General features: G+C 61.7%; 20 protein-coding genes. 8 read left to right on the forward strand and 12 right to left on the reverse strand.

Annotation, left to right across the window (positions count from 1 at the left end; genetic code table 11):
• The gene (locus tag EV688_RS03295) at positions 1-942 is read left to right on the forward strand and encodes a DUF808 domain-containing protein (protein ID WP_117314638.1); all 942 of its coding nucleotides are present in this window, start codon (positions 1-3) and stop codon (positions 940-942) included.
• Between the two features lie 5 nt (positions 943-947).
• On the opposite strand, the gene EV688_RS03300 is transcribed toward EV688_RS03295, so the two are convergent.
• The gene (locus EV688_RS03300; RefSeq protein WP_117314639.1) at positions 948-2,423 is read right to left on the reverse strand and encodes a helicase HerA-like domain-containing protein; all 1,476 of its coding nucleotides are present in this window, start codon (positions 2,421-2,423) and stop codon (positions 948-950) included.
• Positions 2,424-2,454: 31 nt separating this feature from the next.
• A complete protein-coding gene (locus EV688_RS03305; RefSeq protein WP_117314640.1) occupies positions 2,455-4,068 on the reverse strand; it encodes a WS/DGAT/MGAT family O-acyltransferase in 1,614 nt (537 codons plus the stop codon).
• A gap of 300 nt (positions 4,069-4,368) precedes the next feature.
• Between EV688_RS03305 and EV688_RS03310 the strand changes: the two genes are divergently transcribed.
• The 3 genes from EV688_RS03310 to EV688_RS03320 are packed head-to-tail and all read left to right on the forward strand — an operon-like array spanning position 4,369 to position 9,572.
• On the forward strand, positions 4,369-6,339 hold the full coding sequence (locus tag EV688_RS03310; protein ID WP_162883767.1) for a GGDEF domain-containing protein: 1,971 nt from the start codon (positions 4,369-4,371) through the stop codon (positions 6,337-6,339).
• Entirely contained in the window at positions 6,336-6,926 is a 591-nt protein-coding gene (locus EV688_RS03315; RefSeq protein WP_117314642.1) for an ECF-type sigma factor, read from the forward strand. Before EV688_RS03310 ends, EV688_RS03315 begins: the two co-directional genes overlap by 4 nt.
• Before the next feature lie 3 nt (positions 6,927-6,929).
• A complete protein-coding gene (locus EV688_RS03320; RefSeq protein ID WP_117314643.1) occupies positions 6,930-9,572 on the forward strand; it encodes a serine/threonine-protein kinase in 2,643 nt (880 codons plus the stop codon).
• Here the strand turns inward: EV688_RS03320 and EV688_RS03325 are convergent.
• From EV688_RS03325 to EV688_RS03355, 7 genes are all read right to left on the reverse strand, one after another.
• On the reverse strand, positions 9,569-11,398 hold the full coding sequence (locus tag EV688_RS03325) for a diguanylate cyclase (RefSeq protein WP_117314644.1): 1,830 nt from the start codon (positions 11,396-11,398) through the stop codon (positions 9,569-9,571). The two genes, EV688_RS03320 and EV688_RS03325, sit on opposite strands and share 4 nt — an antisense overlap.
• Positions 11,399-11,492: 94 nt before the next feature.
• The gene (locus tag EV688_RS03330) at positions 11,493-12,059 is read right to left on the reverse strand and encodes a Tll0287-like domain-containing protein (protein WP_117314645.1); all 567 of its coding nucleotides are present in this window, start codon (positions 12,057-12,059) and stop codon (positions 11,493-11,495) included.
• Between the two features lie 76 nt (positions 12,060-12,135).
• A complete protein-coding gene (locus tag EV688_RS03335; RefSeq protein ID WP_117314646.1) occupies positions 12,136-13,776 on the reverse strand; it encodes an FMN-binding glutamate synthase family protein in 1,641 nt (546 codons plus the stop codon).
• 309 nt (positions 13,777-14,085) lie between these two features.
• Positions 14,086-15,018 (reverse strand): hydrogen peroxide-inducible genes activator, encoded by a 933-nt coding sequence (locus tag EV688_RS03340; protein ID WP_117314647.1) that lies wholly within the window; start codon positions 15,016-15,018, stop codon positions 14,086-14,088.
• Positions 15,019-15,039: 21 nt separating this feature from the next.
• Positions 15,040-15,921 (reverse strand): helix-turn-helix transcriptional regulator, encoded by an 882-nt coding sequence (locus tag EV688_RS03345; RefSeq protein WP_240624196.1) that lies wholly within the window; start codon positions 15,919-15,921, stop codon positions 15,040-15,042.
• A gap of 69 nt (positions 15,922-15,990) precedes the next feature.
• A complete protein-coding gene (bchJ, locus tag EV688_RS03350) occupies positions 15,991-16,539 on the reverse strand; it encodes a bacteriochlorophyll 4-vinyl reductase (protein WP_240624197.1) in 549 nt (182 codons plus the stop codon).
• 163 nt (positions 16,540-16,702) lie between these two features.
• Complete coding sequence (locus tag EV688_RS03355; protein WP_117314650.1) at positions 16,703-17,119, reverse strand: hypothetical protein; 417 nt, start codon at positions 17,117-17,119, stop codon at positions 16,703-16,705.
• A gap of 263 nt (positions 17,120-17,382) precedes the next feature.
• On the opposite strand from EV688_RS03355, the gene EV688_RS03360 reads away from it, so the two are divergent.
• Positions 17,383-17,916 (forward strand): peroxiredoxin, encoded by a 534-nt coding sequence (locus EV688_RS03360; protein WP_240624198.1) that lies wholly within the window; start codon positions 17,383-17,385, stop codon positions 17,914-17,916.
• A 190-nt stretch (positions 17,917-18,106) separates the two neighbouring features.
• Positions 18,107-19,468 carry an MATE family efflux transporter gene (locus tag EV688_RS03365; RefSeq protein ID WP_240624199.1) on the forward strand — a complete coding sequence of 454 codons (1,362 nt, stop codon included), beginning with the start codon at positions 18,107-18,109 and terminating at the stop codon, positions 19,466-19,468.
• On the opposite strand, the gene EV688_RS03370 is transcribed toward EV688_RS03365, so the two are convergent.
• The gene (locus EV688_RS03370) at positions 19,465-20,355 is read right to left on the reverse strand and encodes a lysophospholipid acyltransferase family protein (protein ID WP_117314651.1); all 891 of its coding nucleotides are present in this window, start codon (positions 20,353-20,355) and stop codon (positions 19,465-19,467) included. The genes EV688_RS03365 and EV688_RS03370 overlap by 4 nt on opposite strands.
• A 130-nt stretch (positions 20,356-20,485) precedes the next feature.
• On the opposite strand from EV688_RS03370, the gene EV688_RS03375 reads away from it, so the two are divergent.
• The gene (locus EV688_RS03375; RefSeq protein ID WP_117314652.1) at positions 20,486-21,613 is read left to right on the forward strand and encodes a zinc-binding dehydrogenase; all 1,128 of its coding nucleotides are present in this window, start codon (positions 20,486-20,488) and stop codon (positions 21,611-21,613) included.
• Between the two features lie 82 nt (positions 21,614-21,695).
• Here EV688_RS03375 and EV688_RS03380 read toward each other — a convergent pair whose 3' ends face one another.
• A complete protein-coding gene (locus tag EV688_RS03380) occupies positions 21,696-22,517 on the reverse strand; it encodes an HAD family hydrolase (protein WP_117314653.1) in 822 nt (273 codons plus the stop codon).
• 161 nt (positions 22,518-22,678) lie between these two features.
• Between EV688_RS03380 and EV688_RS03385 the strand changes: the two genes are divergently transcribed.
• Entirely contained in the window at positions 22,679-23,587 is a 909-nt protein-coding gene (locus EV688_RS03385) for a hydrogen peroxide-inducible genes activator (RefSeq protein WP_117314654.1), read from the forward strand.
• A gap of 44 nt (positions 23,588-23,631) precedes the next feature.
• Here the strand turns inward: EV688_RS03385 and EV688_RS03390 are convergent, their stop codons facing one another.
• A complete protein-coding gene (locus EV688_RS03390; RefSeq protein ID WP_117314655.1) occupies positions 23,632-25,758 on the reverse strand; it encodes a YgiQ family radical SAM protein in 2,127 nt (708 codons plus the stop codon).
• Positions 25,759-25,775 lie beyond the last annotated feature (17 nt).

Genomic DNA, 25,775 nt, shown 5'->3' on the forward strand with positions numbered 1-25,775 from the left:
ATGGCAGGCGGAAGTCTTCTACTGCTGATTGACGACATTGCCGCGTTGCTCGATGACGTCGCGGTAATGTCCAAGGTCGCCGCCAGAAAAACCGCCGGTGTCCTGGGGGATGATCTGGCGGTGAATGCCGAGAAGGTCACTGGCGTCAGGGCGGAGCGTGAGCTGCCGGTAGTCTGGGCGGTAGCGAGGGGGTCGCTGCTGAACAAGTGTATTCTGGTGCCCGTGGCATTGCTGATAGCGGCCTTTGCACCCTGGGTGATCACGCCACTACTGATTCTTGGCGGACTCTACCTGTGTTTCGAGGGCGCCGAGAAAGTCTGGCACGTGCTGTTCCACTCACGGGCGGAACGCGATGCCGAGCGACACAAGAGACTGGCTGCCCTGGCAGAGCCTGATGTAGATCCTCGTGAGCTCGAGAAGGCAAAAATACGCGGCGCCATACGCACCGATTTCATCCTGTCCGGCGAGATTATCGTGATTACGCTGGGAGTTGTGGCGGGTGAGCCTCTCGCCACACGAGCGGGCGTGCTGATCGCGATTGCGCTGCTGATGACGGTCGGTGTTTATGGACTGGTCGCTGCCATCGTCAAGCTGGATGACCTGGGGCTGCACCTGGTGGAGCGGGATGCTGCAGGCATTCTTGCGCGACCCGGGCGCCTTGTCGGTCGTGCGCTGCTGGCATTTGCGCCTTGGCTCATGCATGCGCTTTCCATTGTCGGCACAGCGGCGATGTTTCTGGTGGGTGGCGGCATTCTTGAGCACGGTGTCCCCGTTATTCACAGGGCGTTTCAATGGGTCCTGGGTCCCATGCAGGAGGGCGCGCTTGAAGTCCTGGCGTCTACCGCGCTGGCTGGCGGTGTCGGTCTGGTCAGCGGCCTGCTGGTGCTCGGACTCGTCAATCTGGGTAGCAGGTTGTTCGCTGCCACGAACAAGGCGCGATGACAGCGCTATTTGAGTAGCGACCCCAGAATACCGCGAAACAGTTTGCGACCCAGTGAGCTGCCGGCGGCGCTGCCCAGGCTGCGCGCCATGCTCTTTATGAATACCTCGGTATTTCCCTGTCGCGTGCGACTGCCGGTGCGGGTTGCGCCATTTGCGCGCTCCTCCTGTTTTGCGAGGCGCGCGGCGTCTGCTTCCTTCTGCAGGTTTGCGGTTCGCTCCAGCAATATCTCATGGGCGGAGTGTGGATCGAAGGGCTCCAGGTAACGGCGCTGGTTGGGATCGTTGCGGAGCACTGCCTCTCGCTGCTCCCCGGTGATCGGGCCCATGCGGGACTGCGGCGGACGCACCAGGACGCGCTGTACGGGACTGGGCACGCCCTTGTCCTGCAGCGTGGATACCAGCGCTTCACCGACCCCCAGTTCGCTGATCGCCGTGACCGTATCCAGCGCCGGATTGTCACGGAAAGACTGTGCCGCCACCCGGACCGCCTTCTGCTCTCGCGGCGTATAGGCACGCAGGGCATGCTGTACGCGATTGCCAAGCTGCCCCAGAACGCTGTCCGGAACGTCCGCAGGAGACTGGGTGACAAAGTACACGCCGACACCCTTCGAGCGGATCAGCCGCACTACCTGTTCTACCTTGTCGATCAGCGCCTTTGGCGCGTCCTTGAACAGCAGGTGCGCTTCATCGAAAAAGAACACCAGCTCGGGCTGTGCGGGGTCGCCGAGCTCCGGCAGGTTCTCGAACAGCTCTGACAGCATCCAGAGCAGGAGCGTGGCATAGACCCGCTGACTCCGGATCAGGGTATCTGCGGCGAGGATATTGATCACGCCATGACCCTGGCGGTCACGCTGCATGAAGTCGGCAAGCTGCAGGGCGGGCTCGCCAAAGAAGCGATCACCACCTTCGCGCTCGAGCATCAGCAGGCGCCGCAGAATGGCGTCCACCGACGCGCGTGCGACGCCAATGCCGGCCGGCAGTTCCTTGCTGTGTTCGGCGACGAACAGGAGTGAGGTCCGAAGGTCATTCAGATCCACCAGCAGCATGCCCTCCGCGTCGGCGAACTCGAATACCAGCGTCAGAACCCCCTCCTGGGTGTCGTTGAGGTCTAGCAGTCGCGCGAGTAAGCGAGGTCCCATTTCCGAAATGCTGGTGCGCGCAGGCGTGCCCGACTTCCCGAATACATCCCAGAACGCGACCGGATAGCCGGTCTGTGTATAGTGCGGGATGTTGATCTTCGCAACGCGCTCGTCAATCTTGGGGTGTGGCGCTCCCGGCTGGCTCAGCCCTGCGAGGTCGCCCTTCACGTCGGCCAGGAAGACCGGTACGCCAAGCTCTGAGAAACCCTCTGCGAGGCACTGAAGGGTCACCGTCTTTCCGGTACCGGTAGCGCCGGCCACCAGCCCGTGCCGATTCGCGAAGCGCGGGTGCAGGAACACCTGGCCGCTGTCATTTCCACCGATCAGGATTGGGTCTGACACTGTGTTCTGCTCCCTGTCTGTGCTGCTACCGCTACGGGTTTTCTGTGCCTGCCGCGGACGCCGCGGTTTTTGCCCGGGGTTTCGCCTTGCTCCTGGCTTTGGCTTTGGTTCTGGGGGTGGCACGGGTCTTCGGCGCTGCCTTCGCGCTTCTCTTTGTTCCGGAGGCTCCTGCTGCCTTCGTCGTGGTTTTCGCCGTCGCCGCAGTGCCGGCCCGCCGCGTCGCTCGCTTCTTCGCCGCAGGCTGCGCGAGCCCCGCCACCTCTTCGAGCTCCTGCAGCGATTCCTCCAGGTGATCGATGATGCGCTGAATCTGCGGCAGCGATCGGCGGCAGGCGACAACCCCGAAGTCGAGATGGTCGTGGTAGCTCACCAGCGTAATGTTCATGGCAAAGCCGTCAAAGACAATGGATGCCGGGTAAATGCCGTCCAGGGTGGCGCCGTTCCAGTACAGCTTTTCCCGCGGTCCCGGTACATTCGAGACCACGGTGGAGAAGGCCGGCAGACGCGAGGACAGCCCCAGAAGAAAAGTGACCAGCGCGGGCAGCTGTGTCAGCTGCATGAACAGGTTGGCCTCGGCGGGGCTGAGTTCACTCAACAGGTCCTTGCCGGCCTGCATGGAGCTCTGAATACGGCGCAGGCGCTTCTCCGGGTCGTGCACGTTGGTCGCCATATCCGCAGTGATGAAGCCCACGGCGTTGGTGGACTCGAGGTCGCCCTCTGCACGCAGGGAAACCGGCGCCATGGCTTTCAACGAATGCAGGGGCAGTTCATCCCGGGACAGCAGGTAGCGTCGCAGGGCTCCGGCACACATGGCAAGCACGACGTCATTGACGGTAGCGCCCATCACCTTGCCGACCCCACGCACGCGACTGAACGCGAAGGACTGGGCCACAAAGCGTCGCGCACCGCAGACCTGTGTGTTGATAGAGGTCTTGGGAACATTGTGCCAGGGCACGGCCAGGTTGCCGCTGCGACCGAAAAAGGCGCCGCCAAAGCGTCGCATCGCGGTTACCAGGTTCACACCGGAATCGTACTGATGCTTCAGCGCTTCCAGTACATTTCTCAGCTCTCTCTGACGAGGTGGCGTTTTCGGGCGCTGGCTCTGCCCGAAGCGCAGCTGCTTGTAGCGCTCGTAGGCTTCCAGTGAATAGGGGGCGTAGCCCACGCGTGCCTCGGGGTCTGTTGTGCACATGCTGCGGGTGATGTGCATGGCGCCGACACCATCAATGGCGGCATGGTGAATCTTGTTGTAGACAGCGAACTGGCGGTTCTGCAGGCCTTCGATCAAGTGCAGCTCCCAGAGCGGGCGGGTCCGGTCGAGCAGCGTGGTGTGCAGACGCGAGGCCAGGGCAAAGAGTTCCCGGTAGCGACCGGGGGCGGGGAGTGCGCTGTGCCGGACGTGGTAGTCCATGTCCATGTTTTCGTCTTTTTCCCAGAACAGGCCGGTGCGTCCGGTAACGGGGTACTCGGCAAACGGTCGGCGGAATTCTTTCGTCGCCTGCAGCATCTCGCGCAGGTCCTCCAGAAAGCGGCGCTCATTGACCCCCTCGGGGAGAGTGAACAGGTTCACCCCGCCAACGTGCATGGGTGTTTCACGTTTTTCCAGCATCAGAAAGCCGGCGCTGGTCAGGTCGATTCGACGCATTTGCAGTCTCCAAACAGAGCATTGTTATAACGGGCAGTGTAGCGCAGGCCAGTCACGTATGGTGGCTGTCTGGCAATTTTAACCGCCGGATATTCTGGCCGGCTTCTCCTGTCTGCGTGACGGACTTGGCCACAGGCCGCGGGCGCGGTAATGTACGGAGCTCTACAAGACTTGGAACACCGCGTGCGTTGTGTCATTGCAAGCAAAATCCATCCTCGTGGTGACTCCAGTGCGCACCGTGCCCGGTATTCGGCCACGACGCCACGCATCACCGGTTATCTGATCGCGGTGGTTTTTTTCGTGCTTCACCCGCTTCCTCTCGTCGTGGCCCAGACAGAGGCGTCCGCAGTCACGCAGGGCCCCCTTCAGGCGGCGTGGTCGGGTCTGCTGGCAGAGCACACAGCATTGGTCGCCGTCCTGGCTCTCCTGTTGCTGGCGCTAATTGCAGGCGTGGCCTGGTTCATGACCACCAGCCTTCGTCTGGCGGCGGCGAACGCAAGGCTGCAATCCATTATCGACGCCTCTGACATGGGCACATGGGAATGGCATGTGCCCAGTGGCCGCATTCGCGTGGATGAGCGCTGGGCCTCGATGGTGGGCTATGAAAGCGATGATATCGAACGCGATATCGGTGCCTGGAACCGGCTTCTCCACCCCGATGACGTCAAGCGTTTCGACGAGGCCTTCCAGCGGCACATCAACGGCCACGATGATCGTTACCAGGTTGAAGTGCGTCTGTTGCACAGGGACGGTCACTGGGTCTGGATTCATGATGTGGGTCAGGTTGTGGAGTGGGGTCGCGATGGTCAGCCGCTGTTGATGCGCGGCACTCACACCGATATCACGCGTGAAAAAGCCCGCAGTGATCAGATCAACTTTATCGCCCGGCGCGACAGAGTGTTGCTGCTATTGGCCAATTTAAGGGAAAGCCGGTCCGAGCATGATTTTGCACAGGCGGCACTGCAGCGACTTGAGGACCTTACCGGCAGCTGTGTGTCCTTTTTGCATTTCGTCAATGAAGACATCAGGGAAGTCGAACTCATTGCCTGGTCCCGACGGACGAAAGAGCGCTACTGCAACGTCGTTGACTTTGCCTCCCACTACCGGCTGTCCGAAGCCGGCATCTGGGCTGATGGCGTGCGCACCCGAAGTCCGGTGGTCGTGAATGACTATGCGCAGGCAGAGAAGCGCAAGGGGCTCCCCGAGGGACACTCGGACATGCTGCGCTTTGTCTCGGTTCCGCTGACGGATTTTGGTGCCGTGGTCATGCTGATTGGTGTCGGCAACAAGCCGGAGGACTACGTTGATCGGGATGTCGAGACCGTCCAGCTTTTCGCCAACGAAATCTGGCGCCTGATTCAGCGTGGACGCAACCAGGCGAGCCTGAAGCAGGCGAGCATGGTATTCGACTACGCGCGGGAGGGCATTATTGTCACCGATGCCGAGAATCGGATCATGGATGTGAACCCCGCGTTCGAGCGCATATCCGGCTATACGAAGAGCGAAGTGCTCGGCGCCGATCCGCGTCTGTTCCGCTCAGGTCGGCAGGGACCCTCGTTCTATCGCGAGATGTGGGAGAACATACAGCGTGATGGTGTATGGGAGGGCGAGATCTGGAACCGCCGCAAGAACGGGGATGTGTATCCGCAGCATCTCAACCTCACCGTTATTCGCGACAGCGCCGGAAATATCGTCAATCATATTGCCCTTTTTTCCGATATTTCCCTGCAGAAGAAGCAGCAGGATGAGCTGCAGCGACTGGTCCATTACGATCCTCTGACGGGGTTGCCGAATCGGGTTCTGTGTATTGATCGACTGCAGCAGGCCATGGCGCAGGTTACCCGGCACCGTCGAAAGCTGGCCGTCGCCTTCATGGATCTCGACGGTTTCAAGGAGGTGAATGATGCCCATGGTCATGACATGGGAGATGAGGTGCTGATTGAAATCGCCGGACGCCTCAAGGCGGAGTTGCGTGCCGAGGATACAATAGCGCGCCTCGGCGGTGATGAGTTCGTGGCGATTTTTTCTGACTTCGACCACCTCGCCGTGGTTGAGCCACTTTTCGACCGGCTGCTCATTGCCGCTTCCACCCCGCTGGTCATCAGAGGCGTCACGGTTCAGGTCTCAGTGAGTATCGGTGTTTCCCTGTACCCGCGTGACAGCAATCACGAGCTGCAGCCGGAGCAGCTTGTGCGCGAGGCGGACCAGGCGATGTATCGCGCCAAGAATTCGGGCAAGAACCAGCTCGCATTTTTTGGCGATCCCGAATGAGCGACAAGCATCCCGTCACCGCGCTTCTGCAGGCCTGGCGCGTGGGAGAGGAGAGCGCACTTGAGCAGCTCACGCCTCTGGTTTACGAGGAGCTCCGCAAGCGGGCAGGCTATCTGTTCAGCGGTGAGTCGGCTGGCCACACGCTGCAGCCAACGGCGCTGGTAAATGAGCTGTATGGACGCCTCGTGGATGTTGAGGTCGACTGGCAGGATCGCGCGCACTTCTATGCGCTGTGCTCGAGAATCATGCGTCATATTCTCGTCGATCACGCCAAGGCCGGGAGAGCGACAAAGCGGGGCGGCAACATGCTGATAGTTTCCCTCGATGAGACCGGTATTGTCGAAAATGCCAGCGAAGCGCAGCATCGCCAGACCGAGACGGAAGACCTGATCAGCCTTGACCAGGCCTTGCAGCAGTTGGCAACGCTGGACAAACGCAAGGCAGAGCTGGTGGAAATGCAGGTCTTCGGCGGACTGAGCTTTCGTGAGATGGGGGTGGTGACCGGTCTTTCCGAGAGCACGCTCGATCGGGACCTGCGCTTCGCGCGCGCCTGGCTGAGATCCCGGCTTGCGACGCCGTCAGTCTGATCGATGAGTCACGCCTCTGACAGCAGTAGCTGGGGTGAGGTGGAAGCGCTGTTCCATGCGGCGCTGGAGCTGCCGGCGGATGAGCGCACAGCCTTTGTCGAGCAGTCCTGCAGCACATCGCCGGACATCCGTGATCAGGTGCTGTTACTGCTCCGACACGATGCGCAGGCCTCAGGTTTCACGCGGATTGTCGGCGACGCAGCGTGTCACCTCGCCGTGCCGCCCGCAAGGGACGGCAGCGTGGTCGGCGCCTACCGGCTGCTGACCCGCATCGGAGAGGGTGGCATGGGCGTTGTGTACAGCGCCGAGCGTGCCGACAACCTGTATGTCAAGCGCGTCGCGATAAAGCTGGTCAACACCGCGCTGGTGAGCGACGAATTGCGCCAGCGTTTCATGAGCGAGCGACAGATACTCGCGGCCCTGGAGCATGCCAACATCGCCCGACTCCTCGATGGCGGCTCCACCGATGATGGCAGTCCCTACCTGGTCATGGAGTATGTGCAGGGCTTGCCGCTGGATGAGTACTGCGACAGACGGGCGCTGGGGGTTCGCGAGCGGCTCGAGCTGTTTGTGAAAATCTGCGGCGCGGTCCATTACGCTCATCAGCAGCTGGTTATTCACTGCGATCTTAAAATGTCCAATATCCTGGTGGCGGATGACGGCGAACCGCGACTGGTGGATTTCGGGGTATCGAGGCTGCTGAGCAATGCCGGTGGCGAGGAAGCCGCGTCAGAGGGCAGTCGTCCCCGGCGATTGACGCTGCGCTACGCCAGTCCCGAGCAGGTGCGCGGTGATGTGCCGAGAACCGCGACGGATGGCTATGTCCTGGGCGTGATTCTGTACGAACTTCTGACGGGAATGTGGCCGCACGACGTCGCTGCAGACGACCAGGCGGCGGTCATGCAGGCAATTCTCGAGCAGATACCCCGGCTGCCCAGCCGGGTAGCGACGCCTGTCCGCGCGCGGCAGTTGCGCGGGGATCTGGACAGTATTCTCATGAAGTCTCTGCAGAAGGAAACCACAGATCGCTATGAGTCAGTGGCGCGCTTCTCGGAAGATGTCACCGACTATCTTGCGCTGCGCCCGGTCATGGCGAGGGCGGGCAACTGGCACTATCGCCTGCGGAAGCTGGTTCGCCGCAATCGTGTTGCCAGCATGGCGACCACTGTGCTCCTGTTGTCGGCCTTGGCGTTTACCGCGACGCTGGCGGAGCGCAATCGGCAGGTTGCCGCTCAGCGGGATGTCGCGGCCTTCGAGCGCGACAAGGCCCAGGCGGTGACTGGGTTCCTCGCCGACATGTTCGCGCAGGCAACTCCGGATGTGGCTCAGGGCCGCGACATCACGGTGCGCGCCGTTCTCGATTCGGCCGGCGAGTCGCTGACCGACTCTCTGGATAATTCCTTTGCGGACAACCCGCTGGTAGCGGCGACGATCCGCCGCACCATCGCTGATGTCTATCTGTCTCTGGGCCTGCTCGATACCGCCGAACCGCACATTGAGTTTGCCCTGGCCACACTGCGCCGCGAGGGACAGACTGAGACGGAAGATTACGTGCGGGCGTTGGCGGCCAAAGACATCCTGCTCGGGCTGCGTTTCGAGCACGAGCAGGCGAAAGCCGTGTCCGAGGAATCCTTTGCAATCAGTTCCCGTGTGCTGGGTGACAATCACCCGCTAACCATCGCCGCCCTCAACTCCCTTGGCGTCAAGCACCACATGACGGGCAATCTGACGCTGGCCATGACGATATTCGAGGAAATCTATCGTCGACAGGTCGCCAGGCTGGGTGAACGGCATCCGTTAACCATCCGGGCGCTGCGCTCGGTCGGTATCATCCATCACTGGCTGGGTCACTATACAAGGGCGGAGCAACATTATCGGGATTGTGTGGCGCTGGCTAGGGACGTGATGGGCGAGAGGCATTCCCTGACGCTGGGATGCCTGAGCAACCTGGGGTCTGTTCTGGAGACCACGGGTCGGTATGTGGAAGCGGAGCCGATTATCCGACAGCACCTGGCGCAGGCTCGCGATGTGCTGGGGGATGATCACCCCGAGACACTGCGCTCGATGCATAATCTCGCGGATGTGTACCGCGGTCTGGGTCGCATCGCAGAAGCGGGGGATCTGTTCCAGAAGACGCTGGAACGGCGCCGCGAGGCGCTGGGGGATGCCCATGTTGAAACGCTGCAGACACAGATGAAGCTGGCGCGACTGTTCCGCCAGATCGGTGACCATGATCGTGCCTTGCCGCTGATGAAGGACACACTGACCCGGCAGCGCGATACCCTCGGGGAAACGCATCCGACAACCCTGATAGCGGCGCAGGAAATGGCGGATCTGCTGCTGGCACGTGATGAGCACGAGGCCGCGGGTGCACTCTACCTGTCTATCCTGTCAGCCAGAGAGTCGGCTTTGGACTATGAGCATCCAGACTCTATTGCAACGCTGGCTGGCCTTGCCGAGGTCCGCCTGGTGCAGGGGAACCTCGCTGGCTATGAGCAACTCATGCGCCGGGCGATAACGCTTGCCGATAGCCATCCGCGGGTCAGCGTTCCAGACTTTGCTGAAAGCCGGCAGGCATTCCTGCGGTTCAGTGACGCGGTGAGTGCGTCGATGCCCGACATGAGAGCGTCTGCCGAAACGCATTAGGCTGTCGGTAACGAACTATGGCTGTCACTTGACGCGTGGCGGAAGGCAACCCCGTCCTGTTTGGCCCGGTACATGGCTCGGTCAGCCGCTCGTTGCAGGTCCTCGATCGTCTCACCGTCCTCGGGGAAGCGGGCGGCACCGATACTCGCCGAGATTGCCAGTGCGCAGTCCCGGTAGTAGAGAGGCTGGGTGAGTGCTTCCGATAGCCGGCCCAGCAATGTGTCCAGTCGACCTGGATCAGGTCGATCCGCCAGCAATATGATGAATTCATCGCCGCCTGTTCGCGCGATGATGTCCGAGCCCCGAAGGTGCACTTCCAGCCGCCTCGCGGTTTCGACAAGGGCAAGGTCGCCGGCTTCATGTCCATAATCGTCATTGATTGCCTTGAAGCGGTCGAGATCGATCAGCAGCAGCGCACTCTTCTGCGGTGCTTTCAGCAATCGCTCCGCCGCATGCGCGAGACCGTTGCGGTTGGCGACGCCGGTCAGTGGGTCGGTCGAGGCCGCCAGCGCGAGGTGTGTCGCGCGCAGGTCGAGCGCTGCCTTCTCGGACTGCACCCGATTGATGCGGGCGCTGAGCGCCATGGCAAACACGACCATCTCCGCGGATACGCCTAGCTGCAGCGCGTTGGCGAGCAGGAAGGGCGACACGATGATTCCCCAGTTGATGGATACCACCAGTACAGCCGCGAGAAAAAGCGTGCCCTGTGCGCCCAGGTACCATAGGGCTCCGGGTGAACCTTTGCGCCAGAGCAGGAAAGCGATGGCAGACATGAGCAGCGCACCGCTGAATGCCATTATCTCGGTGAGTGTCTGCGCAAGCTCTCTATAGCCCGAGAGTCCGACTGCCAGTACGGCAATGGCGCAGAACACCACGCCCAGCACGATACGATCGGCAATCCGCATTGTCTCCCTGAGCGACAGGAAGGTGCGGGCAAAAAGTGCCGAGAAAAGCACCCATAGGCCGGGAGCGAAGGTGTAACTGTGCCGTATCAGCCAGGGGTTATCGGGCCAGAGATAGTGCGCTGCGTGGCCATTGTAGGTTGAGAGGGTGAGGAGGGCAGACGCACAGGTGAGGACGTAAAGCAGGTAGGCACGGCTGCGGAACGCGCCCGCGAGGACCAGGTTGTACAGCAGAAGAGTGATGAGAATGCCGTAGCAGATACCGTCAAAGATCGTCTTGTGTTTACGCTCTGCCAGATAGTCCGCAGGTCGCCACAGCTCCGGCTCTATGCTGAGACGAATGCTGGAGTCGAGCCGGAGAAAAACCGTATAGATGCCGGGCTTCACCAGGCTTATGGGAAATATCAGTCGTTCATTACCCAGGGGGCGGCTGGCAAAAGGCTGATCCAGACCGGAGCGAACGGGGGCTGCCTGTGGCCGGCCACCGACATCGAACGGACCGAGGAAAAGTGCACTTTCCACGGCGGTTGTGGGCAAGGTGAGCAGCCAGTCACCGCTCTGATTGTCTGCGAGTCTGAGGCGCAGGCGTAGCCAGACGGGCTGCCCCGCGCCGACTTCCAGAGGGGTAACTCCTCGCTGCCAATCGGCACTCCTGGGTGGAAGCTGCGCCGCCGCTGTGCTTTTCGCAGGGTCTTCCCGCCAGCTGTCAAGGTGAGCCGCGAGGCGTATGGGCGAGGCTGATGTCGCCAGATCGACGGGGCTCGACGTTGCGCCATGGGATAAGTCTGAGGTGCAAAGGAAAGTCACCAGCGCGACGCAGCAGAGCAGCTTGCGGGCGATGGCGCCTGCCGTGAAGCGTCCCCGGACCCGCGGAATGCCGGCTGGCGCGGCGGGACGGCTAGTGACATCGGGGCGGTTCAACATCGGACTGCGGCACGGTAGGAAAGGCGCTACAGTACGATGATGCGTCCCGGGTGGCAATGATTACACAGGCCGACGCCGGGGGTGGCGAGCCGTATCAGTCGCCGGGTGGTGATGCCAGCGTAACGGCACCGCGAATGTCGCCAAGACTGAAACCGGTGGCGCTGTCCTCTGGGTAGTACTCGGCAATAATGGACTGCACTGCAGGATCCAGTGCCTCGCCATGGCAGTTCAGGCAAACGCCTTCAACAATCTGCGCCTGCATGTAGCGATAGCGGCCCTCGACCCATTCACCGTGGTTCAGTTCACTGGCATCTGCACCATCATTACGCTTTTTCTCCAGCTGCCGCAGTGTTGCGGTTTCCCAGGCATCGGGCGTTCCCCGGTCGACGTTGCGCGGCTTCAGGCTGACGCGGCCGACCTCCCAGCCCGTGCTTTCGCTGATGCGGTCCGCAATTGCAGGCGCATCCACGGCGCAGCCTTCCACGGCGCCGACAGGACCGCGAGCCTTCATGTAGCCCTGCAGCATCGGCTTCACTTCGCCGACAAAGCTTGCGACGATGCGCTTCGCCTCGGCCTCCGTCGCTTGCCGATCGGGTGCGGCAAAACACGCTGATGCTCCGAGTATGGCCACCAGGGCCGCGGTGCTGTGTGGTCTTTTCATGGCGTGTCATCCATCTGCTGCATCTTCACTGAACCATGACACATCCGGCGGCTGCGCCTATTGATCTGCCTCACGTTCATGCTGATAACTGCTCGCTGCGCGGTGTGTTGCCGGCAAAGACATAGCGTCGGGGCAGGAAGCTCTCGCTGCTTGCTTCGCGGATGTCGTCCGCGTAAGGCCCCTGTGGCGGGCTGGCCTGGAACGAACCCGTGGCGGGGTAGGGATACATCTGGTCATAGCGGGCCACATGTTGCTGGTCCACCCGGCGGTAAACGTGCGAGCGGGTAATCTCGCAGGGACTGTGCAGGCCGGCGGAGGAGACGATGTCGACCAGTGCGTGAATGGTTTCCCGCTGGTAGCGCGCCACGCGGATACCCTTGTCGCTGACATCGAGACCCCGGGTAAGACGTGGGTCCTGCGTGGTAATGCCGGTCGGGCAGCGGTTGGTATTGCATACCAGTGACTGCACGCAGCCCATGGCGAGCATCATGCCGCGAGCGCTGTTGCACAGGTCGGCGCCAAGCGCGAGGGCCCTGGCAATATGAAAGGCGGTGAACAGCTTGCCGGCGGCGATGACGCGAATATCATCACGCAGATCGAAGCCGATCAGGCAGTCGACCACGAAGGCCAGTCCGTCCCGCAATGGCATGCCCACGGAATTGCTGTACTCGAGAGGGGCTGCGCCGGTGCCGCCTTCGCCGCCGTCAACCGTGATGAAGTCCGGCCGGATGCCCGTTTCGACCATCGCCTTGCAGATGGCGATGAACTCGCTCTCCCGCCCGACGCACAGCTTGAAGCCCACCGGTTTGCCGCCTGACAGCTGCCGCAGGTGGTGAATGAAGTCGAGCAGTTCCCGTGGCGATGAAAACGCGCTGTGGGAAGAAGGTGAGACGACTTCCGTGTGTGGCTCCACCCCGCGAATGGCGGCGATGAGATCATCGTTCTTGCTCGCGGGCAGAATGCCGCCATGGCCGGGCTTGGCCCCCTGGGAGAGCTTGATCTCGATCATGCGCACGCATTCCAGAGTCGCCGTGTCGCGGAACTTCTGTGCGGAAAACGTGCCATCGACGTTGCGACAGCCAAAGTAACCCGTGCCTATCTGCCACACCAGGTCACCCCCGTGCTCGCGGTGGAAGGGCGACAGGCCTCCCTCGCCGGTATTGTGGTAGAAACCGCCAATGGCTGCACCGCGGTTCAGCGCCCGTATGGCGTTGGCGCTGAGCGCTCCAAAACTCATCGCCGACACATTCAGCAAAGAGGCATCGTAGGGATGTTGGCAGTCTGCGCCGCCGATGCGCACGCGTGGGTCACTGTCGATGTCCCTCGCGTTCAGTGCGCCGATGGAGTGGCCGATCCACTCGTAACCGTCGCTCCCGGTATCAATGCGCGTGCCGAAGGGCACGCTGGCCAGGTCGCCCTTGGCGCGCTGGTAGACAATTGAGCGGAACATGCGGTTCACGGGTGCGCCATCGGTATCCGATTCCAGCAGGTATTGACGGATAAACGGCCTCAGGTGCTCCATCGCCCAGCGTGCACGGCCCAGGAGCGGAAAATTGCGTCGCAGGGTGTGCCGTGTCTGCAGCATGTCGTAGAGCCCCAGACCGAGCGTGCCAAGTGCCAGCAGAAAGAGCAGCCATGCCCACAGGGATTCAAGGCCTGCAGAATACAGACCGGCAAATATCAGGCCGTGGAAGAAGAAAAATCCCAGGTGCGCCATGCCTACCTCTGTTTTGCAAAAACCTCGAAGAGTCTACACAAAAAACAGCGGCACAGTGCTGTGACCGGTATCGAGCTCGCGATCAGTGGAAAAAAGGGCGCTACCCAAGAGGGGGGGGGGAGGGGTAGCGCCCTGGGGAGGGTCTTACTCACATCCCGCCGCTGGCTGTCACCACCGGCCGGGCTGCTGAGTTCAAAGCATACGGATAAGGCTGATATTCTACGACATAAATAGTGAGGCTTCGCTATAGATAAAAACTATCGCTGGGTGTCTGCCTGCGATCGTACCGCAATGTCCTGCGGGGACGCGTCAGTTGTCCAGGACGTCGACGACGCTGCCCACGCTTGCCCGCAGCAGATCGCGCATGTCTTCCGCGAGATGTCGATAGAAAACCCGTGCTGGTGATGTGGGGCGCCAGGCTAGCGCATGTATGCGGGCGATGCTCTCATCCTCTATCTGGCGGACAGACAGCGCCGTATCGGCGTTGATCTCGGATTCGATGTACAGTGCCGGCAGGAAGGCCAGCCCCATCCCCATGACCACCATGACGCGGAGCGCGTCGAGGCTGGTGCCCTGGTAGTCACGCAGCACTTCTGCTCCCAGACGCGCACATACCTGCTCGACCTGGCGTGAGAACAGCAGACCTTCTTCCGTGGTCAGAATCTGGGTCCCCGCAAGATCGGCGGCCAGAATCTGCGCTTTGACGGCGAGGGGATGATCTCGCGGCACTACCAGTTTTACGCTCTCACGCATGAGATTTTCCGACACCAACTGCGAGGAGTTGATGGGCAGCGCAGTCAGAATGAGATCGTAGTCTCCTCGCTCAAGCCCGTATTCCAGCTGTCGCGGTGAGTCCTCCCGGATATACAGCTTGAGGTCTGCGTAGATGGCGTGCAGGCCGGGGAGAATCTGTGGCAGCACAAAGGGGCCAAGCGTGGCAGCAACGCCGAGACGGTATACGCCTCTGCCGCCGGCGCGCGCGTTGTCAGCGTTTTCAACGAGGTTCTCCAGCGCATCGATAATGTGGCGGATGTTGCCTTCCAGTTTGCGTCCCGCAGGCGTCAGTGCGGCGCCGGAGCGCGTGCGCTCGAACAGCGTGACGTTGAGCGCCTTTTCCGCTCTCGCGATCTGTGCCGTGAGTGTTGGCTGGCTGATGGCGAGCTTGTCCGCCGCGCGGCGGAAACTGCCATACCGCGCCACGGCGAGAATGTACTCCAGCTGTTTGAGTGAGGGGCGGGTCATAAGAGTCCGGCTGTACGCGCCTCAGCGCGGGAACAGCCACTTCGCTACAGTGTCGCGGTGGCAAAGTGCCAGCTGCTGTGATTCCGGTGCCGCCTGGTCACCGTTGACATCGACATTCAGGCGCTGGAGTACATAGGGCACCAGCGTTCCCCGCGTCGGGATGGCGAGAACGCCATGGTGCATGCCGTAGTCCTGCATGACCACGTCCTGCTGGGCTGGCGTGAGACGCGGATCGGGAATCAGCTCAAGGGTCACCTGGGCGTGCCAGTCAGCATCGTCAGCGCCGGTCCTGTCGCTGTGACCCAGTAACTCGGGTTCGCCACGGAAGCGGCTCAGGACAAAGTCGCGATAGCCCTGGTTCTTTTCGCACCAGGCCCGCACATGCCAGCGCAGGCCGGTGAATACCAGGGTATGCGGCACGATGATACGGCCCTCGCGATCGGGGTTGCTGATCGAGACGTAGTCTACCTCGAGGCGCTGGGCCGTGCGCGCCGCCTGCAGCAATGGCCTGAGTACGGCGGGGCGCACATCGCGAACGGGGATTGAAAGTACCTCGATATTGCGAAGTTCAATGGACAGCGAGTCGAAGACGTGACTCAGCTCCGCGTTGCGTGCGGCGAGGTGCAGATACTCGTCGGCGATGCCGCTGGTCAGCCGGGGCTCGAAATCCGGCGTCGGGCGGTAACCCTTGAGATACTTGTCGTATCTCAGGTTGCCCTTGCCCACGCCGCGAAGGTAAGCGTTTATGTCTTTGCTCGCCTGTTGTCGTCCAATGCCGAAGGTATCGCAGAGATGGCGCGTGGTGAGTCGACCTTCCCAGAGACTGATAATCTCGATGAAGCGGTAGCGAAGTAGCAGGTCCCAGCGGAAGGGCCAGGGATCGTTGTTGCGGGTTGGTGGCACGCCTCTCTCTCCATGGCGATAGCCTGTCACAGTGAGCATACGTCGACTGTCGTGTAATGCAAGCCCGGTTCAGGTGATTTCGAAACGGCAGGCACGGTCTCCACAGGCGGAGCAGTGGGTTTCAACGCACGCCATGTCCGGGTCTATCAGCGAGCGAAACAGACGCTCGAACACGGCCGCATGCCAGCTGCAAAGCGGATGTGTCGCGATTTCGCCGCGAACAACGGGATTGTTTTCCAGTTCAAAGACCGGCCGGCTGCGATTGGCTACCCGAAACTCGCCCGAACCGGCAAAGGTCCAGGCATGCTTCTCGATGAGTCCACAAAGAACGGGCGCGGCCAGCCATGCCGGCATGCGCGACAGCGTCATGCTGGCCACTGGTGGCATCCGCGTCGCCAGAATCCAGTCGCCGGTGCGGCCACCGGCATGTCGCGTGATCTGTTCTGCCATGTCGGGAAACGCCTGGCGCAGTGCCTGATGAATCGCCGCGGCGGGTGCTTCGTCGCAGAAGACCTCCGCTTCTGGCAACTGCGTCACTCCGGACCGCGCAAGAACGTGACTGCGTGCGTCCTCCCCCAGCACCTCGCCGATGACCGGCAGCAGGTGCAGAATACTCATCGGTCCGATGGCGTTGGCTCCCGGCGTATTCGGAGCAGGGGCAGGTTTGCGGCGGGGGCTCATGCCGTCGGGCCCGAGGGTTCGCGTTCAGGCCGCCGGGGCCCGCAGTGCAGCAGCGGGCACGTCTGCGGCCAATGCGGCGGCATGCTCCGCCGCACTGTGATCACTCCTCCATTTTCTTGCGCATGGCTTCAGCGGCATCCTCGGCTTTTTCCTGGCCATCCCGGGCCATGCTCTCGGCCTGGTCGGCGGCGTCACTGGCCATGTCCTCTGCACCGCGCATGGCCTCACTGGCGGCATCCTCACCGTCTTCCATCATGCGGCGTGCGCGATCACCCATGTCGTCCATGGCACTGGAGGCGCTGTCGACCGCATCGTCCATGGCGTCGGCTGCATCTTCCGCCGTGTCCTCAGCCCAGTCTGCGGCATCTTTCATTGAGCGCTCCGCCGCGCTGCCCGCGCGTTCGACTGAATCCATGGCGTTCTGACCGGCATCTTCAGCGTCGTCCTTGCTGCAGCCGGCCAGCGCGGTAGCCAGTACAGCTACGAGGGCGGCGCCCAGAATGTGTTTCGCTTCCACGTGAAATTCCTCGTTAGGTCGTCTGAGATTCCATTGTCTGCAACAGTGGCCGCTGTCATCAGCGAGAGCCTTGTTGCTTCTCGTTATCATAGGCTATCGCCGTAGGCGGTGCACGTAAACCTGCGAAACCGCGCCTGCCGGGCTTTTGTCCGCGGCAACCCCGGCTGCTGCTGCCTGTCGGTGACACTGCGCATGATCCACCACCACACTCCAACGTATATAGTGGAGTCTTTTCCCAGTTTACTGCTACGGAGTGCCCTGGCATGCGTATGACGTCTTTCCCTTTTGCGATCGCCCTGGCGATTTCCTTCCTGTTCGCGCTGCCGCTGCAGGCGCAGACCTCGCTGTCCGTGGGCGATACCGCGCCGGATTTCGAAATGGCGGCATCAGATGGCAATACCTATCGCCTGTCCGATTTCCGCGGCAAGCAGGCGGTCGTTCTGGCCTGGTTTCCGCGCGCCTTCACCTCTGGCTGCACAGTAGAGTGCAAGTCACTGGCCCAGAACGGCGATCGAATACGTGAGTTCGACGTGAGTTATTTCATGGCCAGCACGGACTCCGTCGAGAAGAATGTCGAGTTTGCCGCCGATACGGAGGCGGACTTCCCCTTGCTGAGCGACCCTGAGGGCGAGGCGGCCAGGGCCTACGGTGTCTACACCAACGGTTTTGCAAAGCGCCACACTTTTTACATCGACGCCGACGGCATCATCACCCGCATTGACCGGTCGGTCCGCCCGAGCACGTCGGCGGAAGACATGATCGCCAACCTGGGCGAACTGGGCGTGTCGCGCCGCTAGTCCGCGCGCCGCCAGTCCGCGCGACACTGATTCACGCGACATGCCCAAGTGCCACCGCCGCGGGCGGCTCCCGTCGTCCGCGGCGGTGGCCAGGGTTTTGGTCGGGCCCGCAAAAAAACCCCGGCATTGATCGTGGTCTGATAGGCCCGAGAGGGTAGAATACGCGCCTTTCCCGTTGGCGCAACAGACTGTGTTCTCCCTGTTTACACTGAAAGAATTGTTTCGCCTGGCACTGCCAATGGTGGTGTCGCAGGGCGCATTCGCCCTGATGATGTTCGCGGACCGCTTCTTTCTGTCTCGAATCGATTCCGTGCACGTCGCGGCATCCCTCGGCGGAGGCGTCACGTTCTTCGTTTCTATCTGCTTTTTTACCGGCATTGTGTCTTACGGCAACGCACTCGTTGCCCAGTACTATGGCAGGCGCACGCTTGAATTCTGTCCCCGGGTAGTCACTCAGGCGGTATTCATTGCGCTGGCCAGCCAGCCCGTGCTGCTGCTGGTGACCCTCCTGGTGGCGCAGTCGTTCTCAGCTATCGGTCACGATCCGTCGCTGGTGGCGCTCGAAAAGCCCTATTTTCAGGTGCTGATGGCCGGCTCCTTTTTCTTCCTGGTCAAGAACGGGCTGGCGTCCTATTTCACGGGCATCGGCCGTACCCGGGTGGTAATGATCAGCGACGTCATCGGTGTCCTGCTGAACATTCCCCTCAGTTACGCGCTGATTTTCGGCAAGCTGGGATTGCCCGCCCTTGGGATTGTCGGGGCGGCGCTCGGGACGGTTATTGCCGGCATACTGACGATTGGTATCTATGCGCTGTTCTACTTCAACCGGATTCATGTAGAACAGTTCAAGGTGCGGGAGTCTTTCCGCTTCGACCGCAGCATCATGCGACGTTACCTCAGGCTGGGTTTCCCGTCCGGGCTTGAATTTTTCATCAGCATGGCAACTTTCAATATTTTCATGCTGCTGTACCAGTCCTATGGCATCAGCGAGGGTGCGGCCATGGCAATTGTCTTCAATTGGGACATGTTGTCATTCGTCCCCATGATGGGTCTCAGCATTGCCATTATGAGTCTTATCGGTAGGCATGTAGGTGCTGGCGACATGTCCCGTGCGACCCAGGTGATCAGCTCAGGCTGTGTGATCGGACTGACCTATTCGGGCGTGCTGGCTATCTGTTTTTTTCTCTTCCGGGTCGATCTTCTCGAGGTGTTCGCCAGCCCCGGCGAGGATTTTTCCGCCATTCGCGACATCGGCTCTAAAATGATGATTGGTATGGCCTGCTATGTCATGGCGGATGCCGTGATTCTTGTCTGCAGCGGGACATTACGCGGCGCCGGTGATACCCGCTGGCTGATGATCGCCTCCATCGCGATCCATGTTGTCATGCTGCTCGTGCAGCTTGTGGTTATCCTGGTTCTCGAGCAGGGTCCCCTTGTCAGCTGGTCGGTGTTTGTGGCCACCCTGGGTCTGAACGCGGTGATATTCGCCGGCAGAGTGTTTTCGGGCCGCTGGCGACAGCCGGAGCGGCTCGCGCGGGTAATGGCACACTAGAGAGTGAGCAGTCGCCGCAGGATGCCCTGACGTCCGCGCTCGTTTTGCCGTAGCCGCAACAGCTGGTCGAGCTGACTGTCGATTTCCCCGGCAATGCGTTCGCGGATAGCGCTGCGTGTTTTCGCGGCAAGCCGGCGCCCGCGGTGTTGCGAGAGATCGACCGCCTCGCCAAAGCCGAGATAACAGGGTTCGGGCCGCGGTAGCAGCGAGCCGAGCATGCCTCTCGCCAGCGGTGGGATAAGGTCGCGACGCATGTCCGGGTCGAGCAGCCCCACCCGGGTGAATCCGCGACCCAGGAGCGTGTCCGGCAGGTCCTCGCCCTCAATCAGATGCTGGTAGAAATCGTCAGGTCCCACCAGGCCAAAAGGGACGATCGTGTAACCCTGCTCCGCCGCAAGACGGACAAAGCCGTCGCGATCCTTCCACTGCAGCCGATAGTTCTCCCGCGCCGCCTTGACCGCCTCGTGGGCGCCGCCCGGGAAAACCAGCAGATCGTGGCCTCTGGACATGAGCGCGCGGCAGACATCCGGGTGGCCCATGGTCGCGCCGTATTTCAGCAGAGCGGATGCGATATGCGGATCGGTGAACAGGAACTTGTCGCCCATCGGCCTCAGGAATCGTGTGTAGTCGTGCAGCATGACCGGCAGCACGATCAGACCATCAACGGCAAACAGGCCGTGGTTGCCGACGAACAGGCAGGGTCGCTCTGGGATTCTGTCCGCTCCGAATACCTGAGGCTTGAACCAGGCCTGCACCAATCGGTACAGCATTTCCAGTTCCCACCCTCCCATCGGCTTCGCGGCCAGCGCACGGCGAATGTGTCGCCGCCGCGCCTCGGGGTCGTCCAGCGGCGCATTGTCACTGCGGAATATGGGATTGTTTGCCATGGAGGTTCACGGACCGGAAACGTGGGGCGAGTATATCCACTTGCCGCTCTCCCTGCAGCGACGGCCATCTTCTACCCGCCCGGTATTTCCGCTAGAGTGGGCGGCTATTCATTGTCGGGACATCAACGCCATGAGCGAAACGAATCTGCAGATCCAGTCACTGCTGAAAGAAGACAACACGCTGGAAATCGCCCTTGTGGAAGTGCCGGTCCCGAGCCCCGGGGCCGACGACGTGGTGGTGCGCGTCGATGCAGCGCCGATCAACCCGTCGGACCTCGGGCTGCTGTTCGGTGCCGCCGACATGAGTACCGCGACCGTTGGTGGCGATGCCGATCGTCCGGTCATCACGGCGACGGTCCCCGAAAACGGGATGCGCATGATGGCCGGCCGGGTCGGGCAGGCTCTCGCCGTGGGCAACGAGGGTGCTGGCGTGGTCGTTGCCGCTGGTGAGTCCGATGCGGCGCAGGCATTGCTCGGAAGGACCGTCGGCATTTTCGGTGGCGAAATGTACAGCCAGTATCGCCGCGCCAATGTGATGCAGTGCCTGCCGCTGCATGAGGGGACGACAGCGGTGCAGGGGGCGTCCTGCTTTGTCAATCCGATGACGGCGCTCGGCATGGTGGAGACCATGCGCATGGAGGAACATACCGCGCTGGTGCATACAGCCGCCGCCTCGAACCTGGGGCAGATGCTCAACCGCATCTGCCTTGCAGACGGCGTGCCTCTGGTAAATATTGTGCGCAAGCCAGAGCAGGAAAAAATTCTGGCGGACCTGGGGGCGGCACATGTGGTGAATTCGTCAGCGGACGATTTCATGGCCGCACTCACCGCCGCCCTGCAGACGACTGGTGCGACCCTCGCTTTTGATGCGATCGGTGGTGGCAGACTGGTGAGTCATATCCTGTCGGCAATGGAAAGCGTGGCCGTGTCAAACATGAGCGAATACAGCCGCTATGGCTCTGCGGTGCACAAGCAGGTGTATATTTACGGAGCTCTGGATGTCGCGCCGACCACGCTGCAGCGAAGTTTCGGCTTTGCCTGGGGTGTGGGTGGCTGGCTGTTGCCGAATTTCCTGCAGCGGGCCGGCACGGAGCGCATGCTGCGTATGCGTCAGCGCGTGGCCGACGAAATCAGCACGACCTTTGCCAGTCACTACAGCCGCGAAGTGTCACTGGCCGAGGCGCTCACCCTCGAGGCCATGGGGGGCTACGGCCGTCAGGCAACCGGCGAGAAGTACCTGATACGCCCGCAACAGTAACCCCGCCCGATCCTCCTGCGCAGTTGCCGATGCCTCGGCCTGCGCATCGCCGGGTTCGTCTGCTAGAGCAGCAGTCTGCTGACTACAGATTGAAGCGCTCGCGTAAAAAGTGGGCGATACCGTCTGCATCGTGGTGTCCGATCACTGCGGTGGCCGCAGACTTGACGTCGGTCTTGGCGTTGTCCGGCGCATAGGCCTCGTCGGCGAGCTGGAACATGCTCAGGTCATTGTCGCTGTCGCCAAAGCAGATAACCCGTTTCAGGCCAAGCTCTTCTTTCAGCGTGGTGACCGCATCACCCTTGCTGCCACCGCGGTGGTGAATATCTACCCAGAACAGATCACTGCCTTCGATGGCGCTTCCCATATAGGCCACCAGACCCTCCTCGTCTGCGATGCTGTCCACCACGCGCCGTATGGCCGGTTCAGGACCGATCGCGCTGACATTGGTGATATCCGCCGTCGCCGGCAGTTTCGACAGGTGCTCCAGCGGCAGAGGCCCGTCCCTGCCCAGCATCCGCGCGAGTCGGGATTCGGCGGCGTTGAGGGTGGGCGGGTGATAAATGGCGTGGCGATCACCGGGCTCCAGCGTGAACAGGAAGGGCGCGACCCCCTCCCGGATAAAACCCTCAAGCACGTGCTGGATTTCTGCCTGCGTCAGCAGAAAACGGTGGCTGTAACCCTGCTGATCAGGGTTCCAGATCACAACCCCGTTCTTGAAGATCTGGGGCAGCGAAAAGCCGTGGCCCTCCAGCAGGTCGCGCGCGCCGTGCAGCGTACGGCCGGTCGCTACCGTGTAGGCGACATCGCGCTCACGCAGAAGCGCCAGAGTGTCGCGCGTGAATGCGCTTATCTGTGAGGACTTGTCGAGCAGGGTCCCGTCGAGGTCGAAAACAATCAGTTCCATGGTAGTGCGATGTCCAGTCGGTTATGGCGCCACCGCTTGCCGGCGCCTCTTCTTGCCCGGTCATTTTACGTGAGGCAGGCCGCTGCGTCTTTCACGGGTTCGAAAACTATTGGTATTATCTATCGGTATTTTCGATGACATCATCTGAACGGAAGAGCGTCATGAGCCGCCAGCCAACCCTCAAGCAGCTGCGCTACCTGATTTCCCTGGCGGAGCATGGGCACTTCGGACACGCGGCGCGCGCCTGCCACGTGTCGCAGTCCACGCTGAGCGCGGGTATTCTGGAGCTCGAGGATGTCCTCGGCGCGCCGCTGGTAGAGCGCAACAACCGGCGGGTCATTCTCACGTTGCTCGGTGAGGAGGTGGTACAGCGTGGCAAGAACGTGATGCTCTCTGTCGAGGATATCGTGGCCTGCTGCCGGGCCGCCGCCGAGCCCTTCAACGGGGCGATGCGCATCGGCGTGATTCCGACGATAGCGCCGTTCATCCTGCCGGGCCTGTTGAAGCGGCTGCGTGACGAACACCCCGATTTTCGCCTGTTTATCCGCGAGGATCTCAGTGAAAACCTGACTGAGGCACTGAGCCGGGGAGAGCTCGACGTGCTCCTCCTGGCGCTGCCGTACCCGGTGCAGGGCGTGGACGAATTTCCGCTGTTTGAGGATGAGTTCCTGCTTGCCTGTCCCAAGGGGCACCCGCTGGTATCGCTGAAGCGCCTGACGACGGAGGACCTGAAGGGGGCCGATCTTCTGTTGCTCGAGGACGGCCACTGTTTGCGGGAACATGCGCTGGAGGCGTGCAAACTGAGGGACTCTGACGTCAGCGTGCCGTATCAGGCAACCAGTCTGAATACCATTGTGCAGATGGTGGCAAACGGTATCGGCGTGACCCTGCTGCCGAAGATGGCACTGGACGCCAACGTGCTTCTCGGGACGGAGGTTCAGGTCTCGCGGTTTTCGGAGACGGGCATTACCCGCACGGTCGGTCTCATGTGGCGTCGCAACACCCCGAGGCAGATGGAATTCCGGCAGCTGGGCGCATTTATTCGGGAGGCACAGCGCCAGGTTGCCTGAACGCTAGTGGGCCACCAGGGCCGCCGGCCAGTCCCGCGGGCTGCCTATTTCGCCCGGCGTGCAGCCCGCCCCGGTGTTCGTGGCAGGCCATTGTGCTGAGTCGCAAAAGGCCGGGTGCCGGGTGGCACCTTGGGGTGCCGCTTCGCCGGCTGTCGTGCCGGCACCAGATGCATCTTGCCGTTGCCGATCAGCCGGGCCTTTCCCATTTTTTTCAGCGCGGTGCGCAGCGCCGGCCAGTTGTCCGGGTCGTGGTAGCGCAGGAAGGCCTTGTGCAGCCGGCGCTGGCTCAGCCCCGCCACGGCGGAGACGCTCTCACTGTCGCGGGTCACGCGCTTGAGCGGATTCTTCTCACTGTGGTACATCGCGGTGGCGGTGGCCATGGGGGATGGGTAGAAGGTCTGTACCTGGTCAGCGCGGAAGTTGTTGCGTTTCAGCCACAGCGCCAGGTTCAGCATGTCCTCATCCCGTGTTCCGGGGTGTGCGGCGATGAAATAGGGAATGAGATACTGTTTCTTGCCCGCCTTTTTCGAGTACTTTTCGAACATCTCCTTGAAGCGGTCATAGCTGCCGATTCCCGGCTTCATCATTTTTGACAGGGGGCCATCTTCGGTGTGCTCCGGCGCAATTTTCAGGTAGCCGCCCACGTGATGGGTAACGAGCTCCTCGACATACGCCGGCGTTTCCACGGCGATGTCGTAGCGAAGACCGGATGCGATAAGCACTTTCTTGATACCGGGAAGCTCCCGTACCCGGCGGTAAAGCTGTATCAGGGGGGTCTGGTCCGTGTTGAGGTTCTTGCAGATACCCGGATACACGCAGCTCAGTTTGCGACAGGCTGCCTCGACCTCGCTGCTCTTGCAGGCGAGCCGCCACATGTTTGCCGTGGGCCCGCCCAGATCGGAAATCACGCCGGTAAAGCCCGGTGAGCTGTCACGGATGGCCTCCACCTCACGTACGATGGAGTCCTCGGAGCGGTTCTGGATGATACGGCCTTCGTGCTCGGTGATGGAGCAGAAGGTGCAGCCGCCAAAGCAGCCGCGCATGATGTTGACCGAATGCCGGATCATGTCGAAGGCGGGGATCACGGCGTCGCCGTAGGCGCTATGTGGCCTGCGCGTATATGGCAGTTCGAACACGCCGTCGAGTTCATCGGTGCTGAGCGGTATCGGCGGCGCATTCAGCCAGACATCGCGATCGCCATGCCGCTGCACCAGGGGACGGGCGTTATGCGGATTGGTTTCCTTGTGCAGGATGCGCGATGCATGGGCATACAGCGCCCGGTCTTCCTTGACCTGCTCGTAGGCGGGAATGCGGATCACCGCCGGGCGCGAATCGTCCTCCCGGTCGAGCAGGCGCACTGTGCTGATCTCAGTCTGCGCGCTGTCCGGCGCGGCGCCCTCGGTGCTGCAGGCCTCCGTGCGCGTATCGATATAGGGATTGATCGGTTCACTCACCGGGCCGATGATGTCGATGTGGGTGGAGTCGATCACCCGGTAGTCGCCCGGAGGCTGCTTGCAGACAAAGGCCGTACCGCGCAGGTCGCGGATATCGCGGATGTTCTCGCCAGCGGCGAGGCGGTGCGCAACGTCGACGATGGCGCGCTCGGCGTTGCCGTAAAGCAGCAGATCGGCGCGGCTGTCCAGAAGAATGGAGCGGCGTACCTTGTCGCTCCAGTAGTCGTAGTGGGCAATGCGGCGCAGGCTCGCCTCGATGCTGCCGATCACCAGCGGCACGTCCCGGAACGCCTCACGCACCCGCTGACTGTAGACCACGACCGCGCGGTCGGGCCGCTTGCCGCCCTCGTTTCCCGGTGTATAGGCATCATCGTTGCGGCGTTTCCGGTCGGCGGTGTAGCGGTTGATCATGGAATCCATGTTGCCGGCGGCAATGCCGAAAAACAGGTTCGGCCTGCCGAGCACCGTGAACGGCTCGGCGCTGGTCCAGTCCGGTTGGGCGATGATGCCGACGCGGAAGCCCTGTGCCTCGAGCAGGCGGCCGATGACCGCCATGCCGAAGCTCGGGTGATCGACGTAGGCATCACCGGTAACAATGATGATGTCGCAGCTGTCCCATCCCAGGGCGTCCATTTCTTCCCGCGACATGGGAAGTTCGGGAGCGGTACCGAAGCATTCGGCCCAGTAGCGGCGATGGCTGAAGATATTGCGGGGCATGACAATCCAGAGGTCGA

This window comes from Chromatocurvus halotolerans (assembly GCF_004340525.1).
Classification (GTDB): domain Bacteria; phylum Pseudomonadota; class Gammaproteobacteria; order Pseudomonadales; family Halieaceae; genus Chromatocurvus; species Chromatocurvus halotolerans.